The sequence below is a fragment of the Pedobacter sp. MC2016-15 genome, assembly GCF_026239695.1.
Taxonomy (GTDB): Bacteria; Bacteroidota; Bacteroidia; order Sphingobacteriales; family Sphingobacteriaceae; genus Pedobacter.
Genome location: NZ_JAPIVS010000002.1, coordinates 257,702 through 278,674, shown reverse-complemented (window position 1 = coordinate 278,674; position 20,973 = coordinate 257,702). Strand labels below are relative to the sequence as shown.

Genomic DNA, 20,973 nt, shown 5'->3' with positions numbered 1-20,973 from the left:
GTAGATTCGCAGGTATGAAACCTGCATAAGATTACATCTTACGAACAGTAACGAATAATCTTATGCAAGCTTCATAACCATTAAAAACAATTTTATTCTGATGAAAAAATTCATTGAAAAGTTTCAGTTTATCACACATGATATAGATCAGTTGACGCATATCGAGCAGGCGAGGATCGCCTGTGAAGCAGGAGCGAAATGGATCCAGTACCGCTGCCTGAGCAAAGATGATGAGGCACTTCTACAAGATATTCATGTCATTGCAGAAATATGTGATGACTGGGGTGCTACTTTGATTGTAACAAACCATATTCATCTAAACAGAAAAGCAGATATCCAGGGTTTTCATATAGAAGATATGGATGCTGACTTTATAGCCTTGCGTAAACAGCTCGGCGAAGATATCACTATAGGTGGATCTTCGAATACAGCCGAAGGTTTATTCCGACTTGCTGCTGAAGGCGTAGATTATGCTGGCTGTGGCCCTTTCAGCATTACTACTACCAAACCAAATAATTCTCCTTTACTGGGTCTCGAAGGCTACAAAAAAGTAGCAGCCCTGTTGAAGGAAAAAGAAATAGATCTGCCGGTACTGGCAGTGGGAGGTATTACCATCGATGATGTGGATGCCCTCATGGCTACTGGTATTTTTGGCATTGCCGCTTCATCGGCAATCAATCAGTCAGAAGATATGACCCTGGCATACCAGAGTTTTTACGACAAGATCATGTAGCAGTAATATTATACATAAATAGCATGTCTGTATAGCACGTGTTATTTATGTATAACCTACATTTGTCAAAAATTATTTACTCTTGGACAGCCCCAAATTTATTGACAAACAGGACCCTTATGCTGCCCTCAGGTACAGAGAATTCAGATCTTACCTTGGCATGCGTCTCTTCTTCACGTTCGCTTATCAGATGCAGGCCGTTATCATTGGCTTTCATATCTATCATTTGACTAAAGACCCCCTGGCCCTGGGTCTTATCGGGCTATGCGAGGCTATCCCCGCAATTAGTATTGCCCTTTATGGAGGATATGTGGCTGATAAATCTGAAAAACGAGGACTCCTCTTAAAAATCTTCAGCTGTGTTTTCCTCTGCTCTCTCGTCATGCTGGTGGCTACTTCCAGTCAGATGCATGCCTATGTTCCGGTGAGCTATATCGTACCTATCATGTATACGATGGTTTTTGGTATCGGAATGGCGCGCGGTTTCTTTGGTCCCGCTACCTTTTCGCTAATGGCAGAAATCATTCCCAAGGAATTGTATCCCAACTCTACTACCTGGAACAGCTCATCTTACATGTCGGCTTCCATTCTCGGTCCCGCTGCAGGGGGACTGATCTACGGTTTTTTTGGGATCACCACTACTTACCTGATCATTCTGGCATTTATCTTTATCGCCCTGGTTTGTATCTTCTTTCTGAAGTCACATCCCCCAAGGTTTATTCCTAAAGAAAACATCATAACCAGCCTCACAGCAGGTGTAAAGTTTGTATTTAAAAATAAAATGATGCTTGGCGCAATGAGCCTCGATCTGTTTTCCGTATTCTTTGGTGGTGCCGTTGCATTGTTGCCTGTATTTGCTAATGATATTCTGAAAGTTGGATCAGAAGGATTAGGTTTAATGCGTGCCTCAGCCTCGGCTGGAGCTGTGTTAACGATGCTGGCCATGACCAGGATTTCACCGATGAACAGACCCTGGAGAAACCTTCTTATTGCCGTTGTAGGTTTTGGTACAAGTATTATCTGCTACGGACTCTCTAAGAACTTCTATCTTACGCTTATCTTCTTATTCCTCGAAGGATCATTTGATAGTATCAGTGTAATCATCAGATCTACCATTATGCAGTTGCTCACTCCTGACGATATGCGGGGCCGGGTATCGGCTGTTAACAGCATGTTTATAGGTTCTTCCAATGAAATTGGTGCTTTTGAATCCGGGCTCACAGCTAAACTCATGCGCACAGTACCGGCGGTAGTATTTGGTGGATGCATGACCATACTCGTCGCTGGCATTACCTATTCGAAGACTAAAAGCCTGCTGGGCTTAAGCCTGCAGGAGATCAATGATCAGGATACAAAAACACAATAAGCGCTCAGTTACCTGAGCGCTACCCGTACCATATTAAACGAATAAGGCTGCATCACCAGGGAAAGCGTATTATTTTTAATCTTGATTTCCCCTTGCTTCGGACTCAGATTGATGGCATTATCAAAAGAATTAACTGCATTCAGGTTGGTATTCTCCATCACCGTCAGTTTCCCTTTAGCCGCCAGTTTCTTTGCCCCTTCAATCACCACGCTTCTGCTATGCGCGATAGCAGAAGTATTGACCACCTTGATAATCAGCTCCTTTGTTTTACTATCCAGTACCGCGGAGGCATAAATACCCTCCTGCCCGGCTACCACCTGCTGGTCAGCAAGAATACTCACTACGTCCGTACCTTTGTTCAACGAATATAGCTGCTGTACATAATAGTTTGGTGTTCCGTATACACGCAGGTTATCCACCCAGATCATATCCGGAGTCCACTGCCAGCCCTCTGCATGTGCAAATAGCGGGGCATAGGAAGCCATATGTACCACCTCTGCATTGCGCTCCAGGCCGGTCATAAAAGCGGCCTCTGCTATAGCACATTGCCAGTTGTTCTTATTGGTGGCCTTGGCAGTGCCTACACTTTGTGCCGCATATTCCCCGGCAAAAACCTTCGCGCCCTTTCTGTCATAGTTATCGTAACGCGTTGCATTTTTCAGGAACCACTCTGGTGTACGGTAATAGTGCTCGTCAATAACGTCTGCTTTCATCTTCCTGAGCGAAGTATTCAGCAAGTCGAAGCGCTCCCCCTCGGGATCTGTCCCTGAGCTGTTAATCAGTTTTATTTCAGGATGACGGCTTTTCATGGCTTTGGTAAATAGAGCCAGCCGCTCCAGGTATTGCGGACCCCAGTTTTCATTTCCTACACCCATCATCTTCAGATTGAACGGCGCCGGGTGTCCCATGTCTGCGCGCAGCTTGCCCCATTCGGTACTCACATCGCCATTGGCAAACTCAACCAGGTCCAGCGCATCCTGGATATACGGCTCCAGTTCATCCAATGGCACCAGTTCAGCACTATTAAACTGACAGGCCATACCACAGTTGAGGATGGGCAATGGTTCAGCACCAATATCCTCTGCCAGCTGGAAATATTCAAAAAATCCCAATCCGAAAGTTTGATAGTAGTCGGGCGCAGGCCGATGTGCAAATTCAGTATTCCAGCGGTTCACGATCAGCTTCCTGTTCGCGACTGGCCCTACCGTTTTTTTCCATTGGTAGCGTGTAGAAAGATCATATCCTTCAACAATACATCCTCCCGGGAAACGGATAAAACCAGGCTTCATATCCGCCAGCATCCGTACCATGTCACCACGCAGCCCGCCTTTTCTATTTTTCCAGGTATCTCCAGGAAACAGCGAGATGATATCAAGATCGATCTCACCACTGCCTTCAAACCAGAGCGTGAATTTTGCATTTTGCACCGTTTCTGATGCGTTAAACGTAACTGATTGCAGGGCCCATTGATTATCTGACCTCTCCGGATTTAGCAGGGCACTTCCCAGCACTTTGCCAGTGCTGTCAACCAATTCTGCATGTAGCTTCACTCCGGGAGCAGCCTGCCTGTAATACACCGAGAAATCGTACGACAAGCCTTTCTTCACACCGATACCCTTGAAACCTTCATTGGTCATACTCAGGTCGCCCTTCTGGATAGCTCTCGAGGTCACATGCAGATACCGGGGATTGTTGGAATCCTTTTCCTTCCTGTTCAACACCAGCAGGTCGCCCTCTTTTAACTTGTCGCCCTTTGTTTTCCATCCCATCAAGGGTTTATAGAATTCAAAAGAGCGGTTTTTGATCAATTCGGCATATATCCCGCCGTCTGCTCCCATATTGATATCTTCGAAAAACACCCCCCACATCTCCGGCTGTACCTTTGATATTACCTTATCCGGATTCACGGTAATATTTTTCTGTGCCTTTACACCTATGGTACTGAGCGCTAGTAAAGCAGAAATTAAGTATTTGCCCGACATATTATTGTGTTGCTTTTAATCCTTCAGTAGTCATGATAATCCGTTTCATTGTACCGTCAGCATTGTAATACAGCCTGTCTATACAAACCGAACGTCTGAAACTTCCGCCATCATTGGGGATAGAACCATTGTGGTAAATAAAATATGATTTGCCTTTAAAATCAATGATCGCCTGGTGGTTGGTATTTGAATTTCCTGCCACCTCATTCAGAATGCCCTTAAATTCCCAGGGGCCTGTGATTTTGCGGCTCATCGCATAGGCAATCTTTTCCGGAAACTGGTAGGCATACGACAGGTAGTACCAGCCTTTGCGCTTGTGTAACCATGGAGCTTCCGTAAAATTTGGAAGGCTAACCTTTTGGATAGGGCCATCCTGATCAACCATATTTTCTTTCAGCTTAATGTAGTAACATTGCGTATTGCCCCAGAAAAGGTAAGCCTGCCCGTCATCATCAATAAACACTGTAGGATCAATATCATCCCAGCTGATTTTAGTTTCCTCAGTAGTCATGTCGTTTGTAATAATTGCCGAGCCGCGGGCATCTTTAAAAGGCCCCAGCGGATTGTCAGCAACTGCCACACCTATGGCTTTACCTTTAATACTTCCATGTTCCACCGCTACGTACCAGTAAAATTTACCATTCCTCTCGATCGCCTGTGATGCCCAGGCATCCCCTTTTGCCCAGGCGAAGTCTTTAGCTTTTAATGGTGAGGGATGCCCCTTCCAGTCGGTCATGTTGTCCGAAGAATAGACCAGCCACTCGTGCATCATATAACGCTCCTGTTTCGCTGGAGCCTCATCATGACCTGCATATAAGTATACCTTGTCTTTATACACCATGGCTGATGGATCAGCCGTATACTTATCCGTGATAATAGGATTGCCCTGCACGACAGTGGCTTGCTGGGCTCGTACTCCTAAAGTCAAAGAGCTGAGCAATAAAAGTGCATACCCGCGCAGCATCCCAAAGAAAGATTTTGTGTTCATCATTTTAGTTTAATTCTAATACGGCCAGGGAGAATGGCGGAAGTTTAACTTTCAGCTTTCCGTCTTTTAGTGTTGCCCCTTTAAACACAGCGGGCTTGATAAAATCTGGATTTTCAAAAGTATTATGATCGTCTACCTTCGCCGACGCCAGAATTCTCCCTTTAACTAATTTGTAGGCTTTACCAGAAAGTACAATCTCTATCTCCTCAGCTTTATTCCGGTTGATATTCACCAGCGAAATATGCGTCAGTCCCTTCCCATCTTTCGAAGCAGAGACAGATACCGATGGCAGCTTCTCTTGTCCAAAAACATAATCGTCAGATTTCACTTCTACCGGAAGCAGCGTAGCGTCCTGGTGTACCTTATACATCTCCATTACATGGTACGTAGGGGAAAGCAGCATCTTTTCCTTACTGGTCAGGATAACCGCCTGCAATACGTTTACACATTGCGCCAGATTGGCGATCCTCACCCTGTCACTATGGTTATTAAAAATGTTCAGTGTTGCACCCGCAATCATTGCGTCCCGCATCGTGTTTTGCTGGTATAAGAATCCAGGATTTGTGCCCTCTTCCACATTCCACCATCCTCCCCATTCATCCACCACCAGCGCCACCTTTTTCTTAGGATCGTATTTATCCATGATCGCTGTATGTTTAACAATCAGCTCATCCATTCTCAGCGCCGTTTTCATCGTCTCAAAATACTGCTGCTCACTAAATCCCGTTGAGGGACCTTTTTTATCCCAGCTGGGGAATGAATAATGGTGCAGCGCAATGCCGTCCATCATCCTTAATGGTATTCCTTTCATGAGCGTTTCCGTCCAGTGGTAGTCATCAACATTCGCACCCGAAGCAATTTTGAATAAATCTTTTCCTTCCATAAAAGTAGAGTACCTGCGGTATTCGCCCACATAATACTCTGGCGTCATATTTCCTCCGCAACCCCAGGCTTCATTGCCTACGCCCCAGAATTTAACATTCCAGGGTTTGCTCTGTCCGTTTTTAACACGGAGATCAGACATTGGGCTCTTACCCTCAAAATTCACATATTGTACCCAGTCTGCAAGTTCCTGTACTGTTCCGCTACCTGTATTTCCTGCCAGATAGGGTTCTGTCCCTAACAAGTTGCACATATTGAGGAAATCATGCGTTCCGAAGCTATTGTCTTCCGTTACCCCTCCCCACATCGTGTTCACAATTGAAGGACGCTCTGATTTAGGTCCCACTCCGTCTTTCCAATGATACCTGTCGGCAAAACATCCCCCGGGCCATCTCAGATTTGGAATATTCAGATTTTTCAGAGCGGCAACAATATCATTTCTTACACCTGCCGTATTCGGTATGGAAGAACTGTCACCCACATAAAACCCATCATAAATACACCTCCCCAGATGCTCTGCAAAATGCCCATAGATATGTTTACTTATTTTACCTGAAGGTTGATCATCATGTAAAATAACCATGTTCTGCTGAGCAAAAGCACTGCTGAATGCACTGATCATCAATAATGACAAAATCATCAATTGGCGAACAGGTGGAAAATAATGATGGCGATCTTTCATAGCTGGAACTTTATATTTGGTTGTAATGCTAAATCGACAAAATCGATTATAAACCTAATGTAGGAATAATTATTTTAAATGTCATGTTAACATTTAAAATCACAGGGATTTTGATTAATGCTTGTCCTGATGAACAAAACCCCCGGCTTTGGGGATTGGCTGTAGCTGAATGATATCAGACTTTTGCCTTTACTAAATACCTAACCAAATGATAACTGTACCTTTTGTTGTAATCCTGATCGCAAGATTTTATACCGTGATGATTTCCGGAAAGAATGAAAAAGCGTTAAAACAAAAGGGAGGGAAAGAGTTTGGTGGCATCAATACCCTGATATTAATCAGTTGCCACTTTCTCTATTATGGCGCCTGTATCACCGAAGGTCTCAGTAAGGGCAGCTGGGGCAGAGATCTGATTTCATGGGCTGGATTATTAATATATGCCTTTTCAATCCTTGTGATTTACTATCTCATATACAAGCTCAGCTACATCTGGACCATTAAGCTGATTATTGCGCCAAAACATATTCATGTCATCAACAGGAGCTTTCTGTTTAAGTACTTCAGGCACCCGGGATATTATCTGGGCGATATCCTCGAGCTGACGGGTGCAGGCATGATCTTCCATGCCTGGTACGTAATGGCTATCGGTTTGCCCATTTATTTAATTCCACTCATCACCCGTATTATCCAGGAAGAGCGGATCATGAAATTCATCTTTGACGATTACCGGTAAGGAGGATTATCTTTCTCCTACCTGCTGGCGCCACATCGCATAATACAGACCTTTCTCAGCAAGAAGAGCCGCATGTTCACCCTGTTCGATAATTTGTCCTTTCTCCAGCACATAGATCCTGTCTGCGTGGCGGATTGTAGATAGCCTGTGCGCAATGAGAATAGTAATATGGTTCGTTAGTTCAGATACATCCCTGATTGTTGCTGTAATCTCTTCTTCAGTAATGGAGTCCAATGATGAGGTCGCCTCATCAAATACCAGGATATCCGGTCTGCGTAACAAGGCCCTTGCGATAGACAAACGCTGTTTCTCTCCGCCTGATACTTTCACACCACCTTCGCCAATTACTGTATCCAGTCCTTTGTCGGCACGTGCCAGCAGCGACTGACAAGCCGCCTGCTCCATTACCTTCAGGCATTCTTCATCTGTGGCACCGGGACGTACAAACTGCAGGTTTTCCCTGATTGTACCGGAAAACAACTGTGTATCCTGTGTCACAAAGCCGATCTTCTCTCTCAGCAGATCAAGATCTATTTCACGACTGCTGATATCATTATACAATACTTCGCCGATAACGGGCTGATATAAACCTACCAATAACTTTACCAGTGTTGTTTTACCAGATCCTGAAGGTCCTACAAAAGCAATTGTCTCCCCATCCTTTACCTTAAAACTGATCTCGTTCAGGGCATTGCTTTTACCCGTCAGGTGTCTGAAGCTCAAATCAGAAAATTCCAGTGAGGTAATCTTACTAAGCACCTTAGGATTCGCAGGTTTCTGATCAACCGGAGTATTCAGAATATTTTTAAAGTTCCCTAAAGATACTTCTGCCTCACGCCAGGAAAGGATCACATTTCCAAGCTCCTGTAATGGTCCAAACAGGAAAAATGAATAAAAGAGAAATGAAAAGTACTGCCCCGCCGAGATAGTGTTTTCAAAAATCAGGATCAGCAGTACCACTACCATGATGCTTCGCACAAGATTGACAGTTGTACCCTGTACAAAGCTCATGCTCCGTACATATTTTACCTTCTGCAGTTCCAGACCAAGAATTTTATAGGTGGTTTTATTGAGACGTTCAATTTCCTGATTCGCAAGCCCAAGACTCTTTACGAGCTCTATATTTCTCAACGACTCAGTAGTGGACCCTGCCAGAGAAGTCGTTTCCGTCACAATTTTACGTTGTATAGTTTTGATTTTTCTGCTCAGGAACCAGCTAACAAAGCTGATAATGGGAATAGCCGCAAAATAAATAAGGGTCACCTTATAACTCACTGCAACCGAATAAACGATCACAAAAACCATCCCGATCAGACTGACAAACAAAATACTGATGAAAGACGTGATAAACTTCTCACTGTCCAGCCTCACTTTCTGTAAAATCCCCAGCGTTTCACCACTACGCTGATCTTCAAAAACCTGATAAGGTAATTCCAGAGAGTGTTTTAATCCGTCAGCATACATCTGGGCACCTACTTTCTGTACAATGATGCTGGTGAAGTAATCCTGAAAGTTTTTCGCGATCCGGGATACCATTGCGGCACCCACACTCATTCCCACAAGACCTAAAACACCATAGATAAACTCACTGCGGTTCAGGACGTCTTTTTTCTCAATAAAACGGTCAACAATGCGTCCGGTAATATATGGATCAAGTAAGGAGAAGGCAATATTTATGGCTGCAAGTAAAAGTGCAAGACACACAACCCATTTATAATTCTTTAGATATTGTACTAATAAGTTCATGCAAGGATAAGTAGGCCGCAAAAATAAACAAAGGGAATATAGCTTTCGCTACATTCCCTTTTTATTGACTATTGTATTATATTTAATTTCGGTTAAACCGTCATCACATCTTTCTCTTTTGCTTCGGCGTGTTTGTCAACCTTCACGATATAAGCATCAGTAATTTTCTGTACTTCCGCTTCACCAGTTTTGATCTCATCATCAGAAACGCCTTCGCCTTTCAGTCTTTTGATTTTCTCATTGGCATCTTTACGGATATTGCGTACAGTGATACGGCCGCGTTCTGCTTCCTCTTTTACCTTTTTAACCAGGTCTTTTCTACGTTCCTCAGTCAGTGGAGGTACACCCAAACGGATCACCACACCATCATTCTGAGGGTTAATACCGATATTGGCTTCCATGATTGCACGTTCAATCGGCACAAGCATATTTTTTTCCCAGGGCTGTACAAGGATAGTACGCGCATCCGGAGTATTGATACTTGCTACATTAGCCAGAGGAGTAGCACTTCCATAATAGTCAACTGTAATTCCGTCCAGCATACCTGAGGAAGCTTTTCCTGCCCTTATTTTAGTCAATTCAGATTCACAATGCGCAATCGCTTTATCCATTGTTGCCTGAGCATCCTGTAATTGTTTTTTTATGAGGTCGTTCATAATTTACTGTTTATCAAAAATATATTTCTCTTTAATCTAGCCTTTAACCAGGGTACCTATTTCTTCGCCCTGAGCGATTTTCATGAAGTTACCGTGTTTGTTCATATCAAAGACAATGATTGGTAGTTCGTTTTCCTCACAAAGTGTAAAAGCTGTCATATCCATTACGTTCAGGCCTTTGGCATATACTTCTTTAAAAGAGATCTCCGAATAGCGTGTTGCTGTAGGATCTTTCTCCGGATCGGCAGTATAAATACCATCCACACGTGTACCTTTCAGTACAACATCTGCTTTGATTTCAATGGCACGAAGTGCAGCGGCAGAATCCGTAGTGAAGTAAGGGTTTCCTGTACCGGCACCAAAGATCACTACACGTCCTTTTTCAAGGTGGCGTACAGCTCTTCTACGGATAAATGGCTCACAAATCTGCTCCATTTTGATGGCAGTAAGCAACCTGGTTTTCAGGCCAACTTTCTCCAGCGCATCCTGTAAGGCCATACTGTTGATCACTGTGGCCAGCATACCCATATAATCTGCCTGGGCTCTGTCCATCCCCGATTTTTCTGCACTCAGACCCCTGAAAATATTACCGCCGCCAATAACAATTGCGATTTCCAGCCCCTGGGCATGAACAGCTTTGATGTCTTCAGCGTATTGTTTTACGCGTGCATTGTCTATACCGTATTGCTTATCGCCCATCAGCGATTCGCCGCTTAACTTAAGTAGGATCCTTTTGTACTTCATGACTCCAAAAATAACTATTTGTTTTAATTAATACTGATCAAATGTTCAACTCCTGCGACAAATACTTTTTGGAGAACAAATTCGTCCGACAGCAGCAATAAGCTGGCCGTTTTTCCGGTTGTAAGTTCTCCGAAAGAGTCATCTATTCCCAAAACCCTTGCAGGCTGTACCGAAGCCATGTCCAAAGCTGCATGCAATGGTATATGACAGTGATTTACACAGTTACTTACCGCATCGCGCAGCGTAATGTTAGAGCCTGAAATTGTCCCGTCCGGCATCACAAACCTGTCGCCGTTCAGCACATGCTGATAAGGGCCAACGTTGCAGGCCGTCACCGCATCGGTGATCAGGAACAACCTTTCCTTCATCATTTTATAACTCAGCTGTACCATGGCAAAATCCACGTGCGCACCATCAGCAATGATGCTGGCCATTGCAGTGGGATGATTTAATATCGCTGCAGGCAGGTTAGGATTACGGTGGTGGATAGCGGGCATCGCATTAAACAAATGCGTGGAGGTCGTAAACCCATCAGCAAATGCTTTATTTGCCTGTTCGTAATTTGCATCACTATGTCCCACAGAGAGGACTATCCCCTGGTCAAGCAGATAACGGATAACCTCTTCATCCTGAAGCTCAGGCGCCAGTGTCATCATTCTGACCACACCATCTGCATCATCAAGCAAGCTCTTCAGCTCCTCCAGCGTAGCTTTATGGACATACTTTTCAGGATGTGCCCCCAGCCTTTTGGGATTCAGGTATGGCCCCTCCAGATGGAGCCCCAAAAATCCTTTGGCCTCCGGGCGGTAAGCTTTAGCAGCTACAATAGCTGCTGCAAAGACATCCAGCGAGTTGGTAGCCAGGCAGGCCAGAAATCCTGTAGTACCCTTGCTGATGAGATGTTCATCCATCTGCTTTAACGTTTCTACTGTAGGATAGGCAGAAAACAGGTTGCCGCCGGAACCATAAATCTGTAAATCTATAAAACCCGGAGTAACATATGCTCCATGCGCATCTTCGATACGATAACCTTCCGGGATTTCCCCCTCCCTGATCTCTGTAATCAGGCCATCTGCAATTAACACCGCAGCATTGTTAACCAGTCTGCCTTCCTTAAAAAACTTACAATTTGTAATAGCTATCATTCCTGAATGAGTTTCGCTAAATATAAGGCAAAAAAAAAGTCCCTTAAAATAAGGGACTCTTTATAATTATCATTGAAGGAACTATGATCCTAATTGAACACGTTTAAATGCAGTAACAGTTAAACCGTTAGCAGTGTCATTTAAGAATTTACGAACGTCTTTAGAAGAATCCTTAACAAATTCCTGGTTTAATAAAGTACTGTCTTTGTAGAACTTGTTCAGTTTACCAGCAGCAATTTTTTCTACCATTTCTTCAGGTTTACCTTCTGCACGGATTTGCTCTTTAGCAATTTCCATTTCACGCTCAATCGTGTGTGTATCTACGTCAGCTTTATCTAAAGCTACCGGGTTCATTGCAGCAATTTGCATCGCAACGTCTTTACCAGCTTCATCAGCACCTGCAACAGTTTGGTTTAGGGCTACTAAAACGCCTAAACGGTAGTTACCGTGGATGTAAGGGATAACTTTCTCTCCAGAAACAGTTTCGAATTTAGAGATACCGATTTTCTCACCGATTTTACCAGTGTTTTCAACGATGATATCAGAAACTTTCTGACCATCAATTTCAAGAGATAAAAGTTCTTCTAATGTAGCAGGGTTTTTCTCAACTGCTAAATCAGTGAATTTAGTCGCTAAAGCGATGAAGTCAGCATTTTTAGCTACGAAATCAGTTTCGCAGTTTAATTCAACTACAACACCACGTGTTCCGTCAGCTGTAGCTTTTGCGATAACAACACCTTCGTTAGAATCACGATCCTGACGGCTCGCTGCAACTTTAGCACCTTTTTTACGTAAGTAATCAACCGCAGCTTCGAAATCGCCATTGGCCTCTATTAATGCTTTTTTGCAATCCATCATACCGGCACCGGTTTGTTGGCGTAATTTGTTTACATCTGCTGCAGAAATTTGTACTGACATGTTATGTTCTTTTTTAAGTTTTTATCTAAAAAATTATGGGTTGTACATTGTAAGTTGTTAGTAAGAACCTTCAACGCACAACATACAACCCAAAAATATATTATTTATGCTTCGCTTGTACCTTCTTCGGTTTCAGCATTTTCTTTTCTAGCTCTTCTTGCGCCAGGTGCAGCAGTTTCAGGAGCATCAGCAGCAGCTTTAGCAGCTACAGCTTCTTTTTCAGCTTCATCATCTTTCTCACGTTTACGCTCATCTAAACCTTCTTCAATTGCTTTGATGATTACATCAGTAATTAAAGAGATAGATTTAGTTGCATCATCATTCGCCGGGATAGGGAAATCGATGTTTGACGGATCAGAGTTTGTATCAACCATTGCAAATGTTGGAATGTTTAATTTCAACGCTTCGCTAACTGCGATATGCTCTTTTTTAACGTCAATTAAAAAGATTGCTGCTGGTAAACGGTTTAAATCCGCGATACCACCTAATAAGCTTTCCAATTTGATACGCTCACGCTGGATCATTAAACGCTCTTTCTTAGAAAGGATCGAATAAGTACCATCTTTAGTCATTTTATCGATGTTAGACATCTTTTTGATTGACTTGCGTACAGTTTGGAAGTTTGTTAACATACCACCTAACCAACGCTCAGTTACGAAAGGCATGTTTACTTTTTTTGCCTGATCAGCAACGATTTCTTTAGCTTGTTTCTTAGTAGCTACAAATAAGATCTTACGACCTGATTTTACGATTTGTTTGATCGCTGAAGCAGCTTCTTCAGTTTTAGTTAAAGTTTTATTTAAATCTATAATGTGAATCCCATTGCGTTCCATAAAAATATATGGTGCCATTTTCGGATTCCATTTGCGGGTAAGGTGACCAAAGTGTACACCTGCATCCAATAAGTCTTGATATGTTGTTCTTGCCATTGTCTTTGTCCTCCTTGAGATTAACGTTTACTGAATTGGAACTTTTTACGAGCTTTCTTACGTCCTGGTTTCTTACGTTCAACCATACGCATATCACGGGTCATTAACCCTTTAGCACGTAATGCCGGTTTTTTCTCAGCATCTAACTCGACAATAGCTTTAGCGATCGCTAAACGAACAGCTTCGGCCTGGCCTTTAACACCACCGCCTGCTACGTTTACCTGTACATCATACTGTCCAGCAAGTTCAGAAACTTCGAAACTCTGGTTAACAATATATTGTAATGGTAATGTAGGGAAATATACTTTGTAATCTTTACTGTTTACAGTAATAGTACCGTTGCCTTCTTTCATGTAGATTCGCGCAACAGCAGTTTTTCTTCTTCCTGAAGTATTAGTAACTGACATTTCTTTCTTCCTTTAATTAAAGTGTAATGGTTGTTGGTGATTGTGCTGCATGAGGATGCTCAGAACCTGCGTATACAAAAAGATTCGTGTATAATTTTGCACCTAATTTTGTTTTAGGTAACATACCACGAACAGCTTTCTCGATCACACGTGTAGGATGTTTCGCCAATAACTCCTTCGGAGAAATGAAACGCTGACCACCTGGATATCCAGTGTAAGAAGTATAAGTTTTGTCACTTAACTTGTTACCGGTCAACTTAATCTTGTCTGCATTGATAACGATCACATTATCGCCGCAGTCTACGTGTGGGGTATACTCAGGCTTGTTTTTACCACGGATGATCATTGCGATCTTCGATGACAAGCGCCCCAAAATCTCGCCTTGTGCATCAACAACAACCCACTGTTTGTTAACAGTTTTAGCATTGGCAGAGACAGTTTTGTAACTTAACGTATTCACTTGCTTGTATTTAATTTGTTAAACAATTATTTATTCCCCCTAAGATTTAGGGACTGCAAAGATAGATTAAAATATGTAACTATCAAACGGTTACTCATCTTTTTTTACTAATTTTTCTGTCCAGCTCAAAAACAGATGAAAAAGAAGAGCAAGCATCAGCAGCAGTCCCGAGCCAATCAGCAGCATACTGTTCCATGAATAGTACTCATATTCAATCACAATGATTAGCAGCAAAACTGCGCTGTAGCCCATATAAAGCGCAAACACTAGCGATAAAACAGCAAAAAAACCTTCTATTATTCCCCAGGCTCCACGTTCCTGCTCCTGGCTCCGCAGGATCAGCCACTGGTATACAATAGTCGACAACAAGCCCAGAATGATAGTAGGATTGCCGTTTTGCAGATAGACCAGAAAATAGCACACCGTGCCAATCAGATTCAGATAGGATAAAGTTCTCAGCATGTATATGTGGTAAAAACCAGCTTAGGCTTACCTTTTTCAAAGATCATTAAAAACTATTTTATGCGGGCATTGTTATTCGAGTATTATAGCGCAGGCTTTATTACCATTAAAAATAAAACTATATACTCATGAAACCTGCATGAGCTTACAAAGCTTAAAGCAACAAATAAGCTCATGCAAGCTTCATAACCATTAAAAACAAAATTATATACTCATGAAAAAAGAAACGAAAATTGTTGCAGGTATACTTGCAGGAGCTGCTCTTGGTGCCGCAGTAGCGTTAATCTTATCAACTGATAAAAGTGATGATGTAAAAGATAAAGTTTCAGACTGGTTCTGCGACCTGCTGGATGCTTCCAAAGATAAATTAGCTGATGTAGCTGATACTGTGAAAGACAAAATTGCACAGGTAAGACATTAATTAAAAACAGGTGATGCCAGGATCCGGCATCACCTCATTTCATCCCCGGATTATACCCCCCGCTGAGCCGGCAGCGCCATTGCTCCCATTCTAACTACACCCATATGAAAATCGCTTTTCATGGTGCTGCCCGTGCCGTAACTGGCAGCAAACACCTCATTACTCTTAAAGATAACACCCAAATATTACTAGACTGCGGCATGTTCCAGGGAATGGGAGAAGTCACTGATAAACTAAACGGCTATTTCGGCTTCAAACCCTCTGCCGTTACCTACATGATTCTTTCACATGCGCATATTGATCATTGTGGTCTGCTGCCCAGACTGGTAGCTGAAGGCTTTACCGGAACAATCTACAGCACGCCCGCCACGATGGATCTTGCGAGGATCTTAATGATGGACTCTGCAAAAATCCAGACGCAGGATGCAGAATATGCCAACAGGCAACTCTCCCGCGGTGAAGAAACCGAAGAACCACTGTATACAGAAGAAGATGTGATCAAAACACTGGGACAATTCAAAATCGTCAACTATAACGAGGATTTTGAGATCAGTCCCGAACTTAGCCTTCGTTTTACTGATGCCGGACATATCGTAGGCAGCGCGGCCGTACATCTCGCAATCAAAGAAGACGATGAAACAATCAGGCTTACCTTCAGTGGCGACGTAGGCCGTTATGGCGATCTGCTGCTCAAGAGCCCGCAGAAATTCCCGCAGGCAGACTATATCATCATGGAATCCACCTATGGAGATTCTCTGCACAAAGACCTGGAGCCTATAGAAAATATGCTGCTCGAAATCATTACCCAGACCTGCCTGGTAAAAAAGGGCAAACTGGTGATACCAGCCTTCAGCGTTGGCCGCACCCAGGAACTCTTATATGCACTAAACGGTCTCGAACTCAAAAACAAACTTCCTGATGTTCCCTTTTTTGTAGACAGCCCCTTATCTATTCAGGCTACAGAGGTTTTAAAGAACCACCCCGAAGTATATAACAACGGTGTAAAGGAAGTATTGAAAATCGATGAAGACCCTTTCGCTTTTAAAGGACTGAAATTTATAGAAAGCGTCGAAGAATCTAAAGCCCTCAATAACAATCCGCGTCCATGCGTGATTATTTCTGCATCGGGCATGGCCGAAGGAGGACGTGTCAGACACCATATCCGCAACACGGTCAGCAACCAGAAAAATACGATCCTGATGGTCGGCTATTGCTCTCCGGACTCTCTGGCGGGCAGACTGCTGGCAGGCGATAAAAGCATTTATCTTTTCAGGGAAAACCTCAACGTAGCTGCCGATATCAAATCGATCAGGTCAATGAGTGCCCATGGCGACTATGAAGACTTGCTGCATTTCCTGTCGTGTCAGGATCCTGCACTTGTGCAGCAGTTGTTCCTGGTACATGGAGAGTATGATGTACAGCAAAATTTTGCTCAGCGCCTCAAAGATCATGGATTTAAACATATAGCTATTCCTGAATACCGACAGGAATATGAATATAATAAAGAACCCGCATGGAGCTAATAGACGATTTTTTTGGACACCCAATACCTGAATGGATTCAGAATTTTATCCTGGCCGGCTCCGCTATTACCATTGGCCTGATCCTAAAATTCATTATCCTCAAAGCATTCAAATTCTTTTCCAGGTATTGGGCATCCTTTCAAATCAGGTCTATCATACGGCACCTCAGCTATCCTGCAGGCTTTTTTATTCCCCTGCTCCTGCTCAATATCTCCATGGGGTTTATGGTCATGAACACAGGACTAAGGGCCCAGCTGTCGCGGTTGCTTGAAATATCTCTTACCGTCTGCGTTGCAGTGATCCTGATCCGGATCATCAAAGTATTTGAGGATCATTTCTATCACAAGTACGACCTCAGCAAGGAAGACAATCTTAAAGAAAGAAAAATCAGGACACAACTGCAGTTTATCCGCAAGTTTGTGGTCTCCCTGATCGTACTGATTACTATCGCCCTTGTTCTGCTCAGCTTCGAAAGTATGCGCAAAATAGGTACAGGTCTCCTCACCGGGGTCGGCGTGGGTGGTATCATCATTGGTTTTGCCGCTCAGAAATCCTTGGGTAACCTCCTGGCGGGTTTTCAGATTGCCTTTACGCAACCTATCCGTATTGATGATGTGGTCATCGTAGAAGGAGAATGGGGACGTGTAGAAGAAATCACGCTTACCTATGTAGTGGTAAATATCTGGGACCAGCGGCGGCTGATTCTTCCGATTACATATTTTATCGAAAAACCTTTCCAAAACTGGACAAGGGTATCAGCACAACTGCTCGGAACCGTTTTCCTGTACCTTGATTATACTGTTCCCATCCCACCATTGAGGGAGGAATTAACGAGATTACTCACTGCCCATCCACTTTGGGATAAACGGGTAAACGTGGTACAGGTAACCGACAATAAAGAACTGAATATTGAAATTCGTTTCCTGATGAGCGCGAGAAATTCTTCGCAGGCTTTCGATTTGCGTTGCCACGTACGTGAGGAGATGATCGCCTTTATCAAAGCCAATTATCCTGACAGCTTCCCAAAAACAAGGCTGGAATTTAACGGTGAAGGTGCCAGGCAGGATAGTCCTCCTTTTATCCCTGAATAATATTTTCAATACCTTTAGCCCATGGATGTTTTTGGAAACGCTTTACAGGACCACTTTAACAATAACACTGCTGAGACCCTCTGGCTGCACAATTCTTATGATGAACCTGAAGAAATGCCGGTTGATATTTTCTTCCGCACCGAAGAAGAAATGCCTGATATAGAGCTTGAAGCGATGGACCTCTGCGAAGGCAGGGTACTGGATGTTGGTGGTGGTGCAGGTAGTCATGCCCTTATCCTGCAGGAAAGAGGATTCGATGTCGTAGCCATAGATCTTTCTCCATCAGCGGTGGAGATTATGCAGGAACGGGGAGTTCAACAGGCGGTAGTTGGAGATATTTTCAGTTACAGCGGAGAAAAGTTTGACACCTTGCTATTCCTGATGAACGGCATCGGCTTAACAGGAACTGTAGAGGGTTTCAAGACTTTCATCAATCATGCAAAAACGCTGTTGAACGAAGGCGGACAACTGTTATTTGACAGTTCTGACATCACCTATTTGTATGAGGATACTGAAAAGCCCACAGATAAATATTACGGCGAGGTTTCTTATCAGTATGAATATCAAGGCGAAAAAGGGGAGTGGTTTAACTGGATTTACATTGATCCGATACTCCTCAAGCAAATCGCCAGAGAATCCGGCTGGGAATGCCATCTCTTATTCGACGATGGTCAGGATCAGTATCTTGCCGAAATGCGGTTACCCCAATAATCACCCGCTGAGCTTTCTCATAATTGACAACATCATAAATTATTGATCGTTAAATAATTTATTGTTAAAAATTATATGAAAGCAAATAACATTCGTTTAAGCATACTAGAGCAGTCCCCTGTGAAAGTCGGGGGCACATTTACAGAAGCTATCCATGAAACGATAGCACTTGCACAAAAGGCAGATGAGCTGGGATATACCCGTTTCTGGGTGACAGAACATCATAACAGAATCGCCTTTGCCAGCTCAGTGCCCGAGATCCTCACAGCAGAGCTCGCATCAAAAACCAAAAACATACGTATCGGTTCCGGAGGGGTCATGCTGCCCAACCACAGCGCCCTGAAAGTAGCAGAAAACTTCCGTCTGCTCGAAATCCTTTATCCCGGCAGGATAGACCTGGGTGTAGGCCGCGCATCAGGAACAGACCCAAACACAGAGCTCATCCTTAACCCCTCCGGTAAACGCAGCGATGAAGATTTTGCATTGCAGCTGGAAGACCTTAGCCATTACCTTAACGACAAGCCCCTGAAAGGACGGCAGAAAGTAGAAACCTATGCTGTCCCGCAGTCGGATACCACTCCCCCCTTATGGCTGTTAACATCGGGAGGGCAAAGTGCCCTGACCGCCGCAAAGTTGGGTACCGGCCTTTCATTCGCTCATTTCATTCGCCCTGTTGGTGGTCAGGATGTAGTTGAAATCTATCGCAATACCTTCCATCCTTCAGCAGAACTTCCATACCCCGAAGTAAGTGTAGGTGTTTTCGTCTTTTGTTCCGAAGACCGGGAAAAACTATCGCGGTACCAGGCGATAATGGACTACCGTTTTCTGCAGCTGGTGACCGTTGGCGATCTCCCCGCAGTAAGTTACGAGGAGATTAAAGATCTTCAATATACCGCAGAAGAACAGGAAAAGATCATCTTCAACCGTCAGCGAATGATCTCCGGCACACCCGCTGAGATCAAGCCGCGCATTGAGCAGTTCCTCAATAGCTACCAGAGTACAGAACTCATGGTAAGTACGCTTGCCGAAACTTTTGAAGACCGCATGAGATCCTACGAACTCCTTGCAGATCTGTTTTTGAAATAATAGCCTAGCTTTTCTCTTCCCATATCAGCGCCAGGTTGATGATCGTTTCTACCGCCTTCTCCATGTCCTGCACCGAAGCCCATTCCTGCTTGCCATGGAAGGCGTGTTCACCTGCAAAGATATTTGGACAAGGCAAGCCCATCAGAGACAGCCTTGAGCCATCCGTTCCCCCGCGTATACTCTGTTTTTTCACCTGTATACCTGCGCGTTCAATCGCCAGCACACCGTATTCCAGTACCTGCGGATACTGATCCAGTACTTTTTTCATATTGCGGTATTGCTCCTTAATCCTTAGTTCATAGGTAGCATTCGGATAGTTTTCCATCACCTGCTGTACCAGAATCTCCAATGTACGACCATGCTCAGCCAGCAGCTCATCGTCAAAATCGCGTATAATAAAATGCGCTTCTGCCTGCTCCACTGTTCCCTGTACAGACACAGGATGCAAAAATCCTTCCTTCTGTTCCGTAGCTTCAGGGGTAAGCCTGTCCTTAGGTAAGGCACTAAGCACATCCCCCAGTATTTTGATGGCACTCTCCATTTTTCCCTTGGCAAAACCAGGGTGCGAGCTTACGCCATGAATAATCAGCGTGGCACCATCAGCAGAGAAAGTTTCATCTTCAATAGAACCACAGGTTTCGCCATCAACAGTATAGGCAAAATCAGCACCCAGTTTCTTCAGATCCGCTTTATCCACTCCCCTTCCAATTTCTTCATCAGGAGTAAACAGGATCCTGATCGTTCCATGTTTAAGCTCTGGATGTGCTACAAGAAAAGCTGCCGCTTCCATGATCTCTGCCAGTCCCGCTTTATTATCTGCTCCCAGCAGCGTTGTGCCACTCGCAGTAATGATATCATTTCCAATCTGATGCTTCAGATCAGGATGTTCAGCCATCTTCAGGATCACCGAAGGGTCGTCTGGCAATACCAGGTCCTGACCCTGATAGTTTTCATGAATGACCGGCTTCACCTCAAAGCCACTGCAGTCCGGAGAGGTATCCATATGAGAGCAAAAGCAGATCACGGGGACATTTTTATCAGAATTTGAAGGAATTGTAGCGTATACATAGCCATAATCATCCAGATGTGCATCAGCAATGCCCATTTCAAGCAGCTGTGCTACCAATACTTTTCCAAGGTTTTTCTGCTTTTCAGTAGAAGGGATACTGGCCGATGCCGGATCAGACTGAGTATCTATTTTTACATATTCAGTAAATCTATTTTGCAATGAATTACTGCTGTTAAGATATTTTAGCATATTTTTAAAAAAAAGTAAAGGTAATAAAGATCATGCTTTACAATTAAAAA

General features: G+C 43.7%; 21 protein-coding genes. 8 read left to right on the top strand and 13 right to left on the bottom strand.

The window, feature by feature from the left end; genetic code table 11:
- Positions 1 to 100: 100 nt before the first annotated feature.
- Together OQY15_RS05945 and OQY15_RS05940 are read left to right on the top strand one after the other, a co-directional pair.
- Positions 101 to 733 carry a thiamine phosphate synthase gene (locus tag OQY15_RS05945; protein ID WP_265788938.1) on the top strand — a complete coding sequence of 211 codons (633 nt, stop codon included), beginning with the start codon at positions 101 to 103 and terminating at the stop codon, positions 731 to 733.
- 82 nt (positions 734 to 815) lie between these two features.
- Complete coding sequence (locus OQY15_RS05940) at positions 816 to 2,099, top strand: MFS transporter (protein ID WP_265788936.1); 1,284 nt, start codon at positions 816 to 818, stop codon at positions 2,097 to 2,099.
- 8 nt (positions 2,100 to 2,107) lie between these two features.
- On the opposite strand, the gene OQY15_RS05935 is transcribed toward OQY15_RS05940, so the two are convergent.
- Genes OQY15_RS05935 through OQY15_RS05925 form a run of 3 tightly spaced genes read right to left on the bottom strand, consistent with a single transcriptional unit; the run spans position 2,108 to position 6,591 of the window.
- Entirely contained in the window at positions 2,108 to 4,081 is a 1,974-nt protein-coding gene (locus OQY15_RS05935) for an alpha-L-arabinofuranosidase C-terminal domain-containing protein (protein WP_265788934.1), read from the bottom strand.
- A 1-nt stretch (position 4,082) separates the two neighbouring features.
- Positions 4,083 to 5,072: a glycoside hydrolase family 43 protein gene (locus OQY15_RS05930; RefSeq protein WP_265788932.1), complete on the bottom strand. Its 990-nt coding sequence runs from the start codon at positions 5,070 to 5,072 to the stop codon at positions 4,083 to 4,085.
- Position 5,073: 1 nt separating this feature from the next.
- On the bottom strand, positions 5,074 to 6,591 hold the full coding sequence (locus OQY15_RS05925) for an alpha-L-arabinofuranosidase C-terminal domain-containing protein (RefSeq protein ID WP_265788929.1): 1,518 nt from the start codon (positions 6,589 to 6,591) through the stop codon (positions 5,074 to 5,076).
- A 250-nt stretch (positions 6,592 to 6,841) separates the two neighbouring features.
- On the opposite strand from OQY15_RS05925, the gene OQY15_RS05920 reads away from it, so the two are divergent.
- A complete protein-coding gene (locus OQY15_RS05920) occupies positions 6,842 to 7,366 on the top strand; it encodes an isoprenylcysteine carboxylmethyltransferase family protein (protein ID WP_265788927.1) in 525 nt (174 codons plus the stop codon).
- Positions 7,367 to 7,372: 6 nt separating this feature from the next.
- Here the strand turns inward: OQY15_RS05920 and OQY15_RS05915 are convergent, their stop codons facing one another.
- The 9 genes from OQY15_RS05915 to OQY15_RS05875 all read right to left on the bottom strand — a co-directional run bounded on the left by OQY15_RS05915 (position 7,373) and on the right by OQY15_RS05875 (position 14,833).
- Positions 7,373 to 9,112 (bottom strand): ABC transporter ATP-binding protein, encoded by a 1,740-nt coding sequence (locus OQY15_RS05915; RefSeq protein ID WP_265788925.1) that lies wholly within the window; start codon positions 9,110 to 9,112, stop codon positions 7,373 to 7,375.
- Positions 9,113 to 9,204: 92 nt separating this feature from the next.
- Positions 9,205 to 9,768, bottom strand: coding sequence for a ribosome recycling factor (gene frr, locus OQY15_RS05910; protein ID WP_265788923.1), 564 nt, complete (start codon positions 9,766 to 9,768; stop codon positions 9,205 to 9,207).
- 36 nt (positions 9,769 to 9,804) lie between these two features.
- Positions 9,805 to 10,512, bottom strand: a complete 708-nt coding sequence (gene pyrH, locus OQY15_RS05905) for a UMP kinase (protein WP_265788921.1) — start codon at positions 10,510 to 10,512, stop codon at positions 9,805 to 9,807.
- 23 nt (positions 10,513 to 10,535) lie between these two features.
- Positions 10,536 to 11,657 carry an N-acetylglucosamine-6-phosphate deacetylase gene (gene nagA / locus OQY15_RS05900; RefSeq protein WP_265788919.1) on the bottom strand — a complete coding sequence of 374 codons (1,122 nt, stop codon included), beginning with the start codon at positions 11,655 to 11,657 and terminating at the stop codon, positions 10,536 to 10,538.
- A gap of 81 nt (positions 11,658 to 11,738) precedes the next feature.
- A complete protein-coding gene (tsf, locus tag OQY15_RS05895; RefSeq protein WP_265788917.1) occupies positions 11,739 to 12,575 on the bottom strand; it encodes a translation elongation factor Ts in 837 nt (278 codons plus the stop codon).
- Positions 12,576 to 12,679: 104 nt separating this feature from the next.
- Positions 12,680 to 13,504: a 30S ribosomal protein S2 gene (rpsB, locus tag OQY15_RS05890; RefSeq protein ID WP_090555612.1), complete on the bottom strand. Its 825-nt coding sequence runs from the start codon at positions 13,502 to 13,504 to the stop codon at positions 12,680 to 12,682.
- A gap of 20 nt (positions 13,505 to 13,524) precedes the next feature.
- Positions 13,525 to 13,911 (bottom strand): 30S ribosomal protein S9, encoded by a 387-nt coding sequence (rpsI, locus tag OQY15_RS05885; protein ID WP_265788913.1) that lies wholly within the window; start codon positions 13,909 to 13,911, stop codon positions 13,525 to 13,527.
- Between the two features lie 16 nt (positions 13,912 to 13,927).
- Entirely contained in the window at positions 13,928 to 14,371 is a 444-nt protein-coding gene (rplM, locus tag OQY15_RS05880; RefSeq protein ID WP_265788911.1) for a 50S ribosomal protein L13, read from the bottom strand.
- Between the two features lie 90 nt (positions 14,372 to 14,461).
- Positions 14,462 to 14,833, bottom strand: a complete 372-nt coding sequence (locus tag OQY15_RS05875) for a hypothetical protein (RefSeq protein ID WP_265788909.1) — start codon at positions 14,831 to 14,833, stop codon at positions 14,462 to 14,464.
- 214 nt (positions 14,834 to 15,047) lie between these two features.
- Here OQY15_RS05875 and OQY15_RS05870 point away from each other — a divergent pair, with 214 nt between their 5' ends.
- The 5 genes from OQY15_RS05870 (at position 15,048) to OQY15_RS05850 (ending at position 19,665) form a co-directional block, all read left to right on the top strand.
- Positions 15,048 to 15,254: a YtxH domain-containing protein gene (locus tag OQY15_RS05870; protein WP_265788907.1), complete on the top strand. Its 207-nt coding sequence runs from the start codon at positions 15,048 to 15,050 to the stop codon at positions 15,252 to 15,254.
- A gap of 104 nt (positions 15,255 to 15,358) precedes the next feature.
- Positions 15,359 to 16,777, top strand: coding sequence for an MBL fold metallo-hydrolase (locus OQY15_RS05865; RefSeq protein ID WP_265788905.1), 1,419 nt, complete (start codon positions 15,359 to 15,361; stop codon positions 16,775 to 16,777).
- Positions 16,768 to 17,868: a mechanosensitive ion channel domain-containing protein gene (locus OQY15_RS05860; protein ID WP_265788903.1), complete on the top strand. Its 1,101-nt coding sequence runs from the start codon at positions 16,768 to 16,770 to the stop codon at positions 17,866 to 17,868. The genes OQY15_RS05865 and OQY15_RS05860 overlap by 10 nt, the downstream gene beginning before the upstream one ends.
- Positions 17,869 to 17,889: 21 nt before the next feature.
- Positions 17,890 to 18,579 carry a class I SAM-dependent methyltransferase gene (locus OQY15_RS05855; RefSeq protein WP_265788901.1) on the top strand — a complete coding sequence of 230 codons (690 nt, stop codon included), beginning with the start codon at positions 17,890 to 17,892 and terminating at the stop codon, positions 18,577 to 18,579.
- 75 nt (positions 18,580 to 18,654) lie between these two features.
- Positions 18,655 to 19,665 (top strand): LLM class flavin-dependent oxidoreductase, encoded by a 1,011-nt coding sequence (locus tag OQY15_RS05850; RefSeq protein WP_265788899.1) that lies wholly within the window; start codon positions 18,655 to 18,657, stop codon positions 19,663 to 19,665.
- Positions 19,666 to 19,669: 4 nt separating this feature from the next.
- On the opposite strand, the gene pepT is transcribed toward OQY15_RS05850, so the two are convergent.
- Positions 19,670 to 20,923, bottom strand: a complete 1,254-nt coding sequence (gene pepT, locus OQY15_RS05845) for a peptidase T (RefSeq protein WP_265788897.1) — start codon at positions 20,921 to 20,923, stop codon at positions 19,670 to 19,672.
- Positions 20,924 to 20,973 lie beyond the last annotated feature (50 nt).

Bases quoted from the DNA above. Each gene is read 5' to 3' on its own strand.
- OQY15_RS05945 (WP_265788938.1), top strand. From the start codon at position 101: ATGAAAAAATTCATTGAAAAGTTTCAGTTTATCACACATGATATAGAT.
- OQY15_RS05935 (WP_265788934.1), bottom strand. From the start codon at position 4,081: ATGTCGGGCAAATACTTAATTTCTGCTTTACTAGCGCTCAGTACCATA.
- OQY15_RS05930 (WP_265788932.1), bottom strand. From the start codon at position 5,072: ATGATGAACACAAAATCTTTCTTTGGGATGCTGCGCGGGTATGCACTT.
- OQY15_RS05925 (WP_265788929.1), bottom strand. From the start codon at position 6,591: ATGATTTTGTCATTATTGATGATCAGTGCATTCAGCAGTGCTTTTGCT.
- OQY15_RS05920 (WP_265788927.1), top strand. From the start codon at position 6,842: ATGATAACTGTACCTTTTGTTGTAATCCTGATCGCAAGATTTTATACC.
- OQY15_RS05915 (WP_265788925.1), bottom strand. From the start codon at position 9,112: ATGAACTTATTAGTACAATATCTAAAGAATTATAAATGGGTTGTGTGT.
- frr (WP_265788923.1), bottom strand. From the start codon at position 9,768: ATGAACGACCTCATAAAAAAACAATTACAGGATGCTCAGGCAACAATG.
- pyrH (WP_265788921.1), bottom strand. From the start codon at position 10,512: ATGAAGTACAAAAGGATCCTACTTAAGTTAAGCGGCGAATCGCTGATG.
- nagA (WP_265788919.1), bottom strand. From the start codon at position 11,657: ATGATAGCTATTACAAATTGTAAGTTTTTTAAGGAAGGCAGACTGGTT.
- tsf (WP_265788917.1), bottom strand. From the start codon at position 12,575: ATGTCAGTACAAATTTCTGCAGCAGATGTAAACAAATTACGCCAACAA.
- rpsB (WP_090555612.1), bottom strand. From the start codon at position 13,504: ATGGCAAGAACAACATATCAAGACTTATTGGATGCAGGTGTACACTTT.
- rpsI (WP_265788913.1), bottom strand. From the start codon at position 13,911: ATGTCAGTTACTAATACTTCAGGAAGAAGAAAAACTGCTGTTGCGCGA.
- OQY15_RS05875 (WP_265788909.1), bottom strand. From the start codon at position 14,833: ATGCTGAGAACTTTATCCTATCTGAATCTGATTGGCACGGTGTGCTAT.
- OQY15_RS05870 (WP_265788907.1), top strand. From the start codon at position 15,048: ATGAAAAAAGAAACGAAAATTGTTGCAGGTATACTTGCAGGAGCTGCT.
- OQY15_RS05865 (WP_265788905.1), top strand. From the start codon at position 15,359: ATGAAAATCGCTTTTCATGGTGCTGCCCGTGCCGTAACTGGCAGCAAA.
- OQY15_RS05860 (WP_265788903.1), top strand. From the start codon at position 16,768: ATGGAGCTAATAGACGATTTTTTTGGACACCCAATACCTGAATGGATT.
- OQY15_RS05855 (WP_265788901.1), top strand. From the start codon at position 17,890: ATGGATGTTTTTGGAAACGCTTTACAGGACCACTTTAACAATAACACT.
- OQY15_RS05850 (WP_265788899.1), top strand. From the start codon at position 18,655: ATGAAAGCAAATAACATTCGTTTAAGCATACTAGAGCAGTCCCCTGTG.
- pepT (WP_265788897.1), bottom strand. From the start codon at position 20,923: ATGCTAAAATATCTTAACAGCAGTAATTCATTGCAAAATAGATTTACT.